This window comes from Sulfitobacter sp. HI0040, assembly GCF_001634885.1.
In the GTDB taxonomy this organism is placed as follows: domain Bacteria; phylum Pseudomonadota; class Alphaproteobacteria; order Rhodobacterales; family Rhodobacteraceae; genus Sulfitobacter.
The window spans coordinates 1-326 of the sequence record NZ_LWEX01000488.1 but is presented as its reverse complement, the minus strand read 5'-3'; the positions used below and the strand labels follow the sequence as shown (position 1 = coordinate 326).

The window sequence follows — 326 nt, the reverse complement described above, 5'->3', positions numbered from 1 at the left end:
GAAGGCCACGAGGCAGCCGTACCCGGCAAGCGCATAGTGAACCATGCGCTGGTATTGGGTGATGATCATTGCGTCGCGCGTGTCGTCATCGCCGAAGCTTTCGTCGAGCGCATGTGCTTTCGCCTCTTTGACGAGGCCTTCCATGCCCTTGCAATGCTCTCCTTCGGGGTCGATGTCGTGCCGGGCGCAGATGGTTTTCAGCACGTCCATGCCGCGCGAGATCCCCTCGCTCCCGGCGATCAGTGCCTTGGACAGTTCTTCATCCTTCGCGGCGCGGCCCAGTTCGTTCGTGATTTCGAGCGACTGTTTGCATGCGCTGTGCAGGT

General features: G+C 60.7%; 1 protein-coding gene. It reads right to left on the bottom strand.

Going from position 1 to position 326, the window contains the following annotated elements:
• A partial coding sequence (locus A3728_RS19255; protein WP_082858018.1) for a DUF892 family protein occupies positions 1-324 on the bottom strand: 324 nt, incomplete at its 3' end.
• Positions 325-326 lie beyond the last annotated feature (2 nt).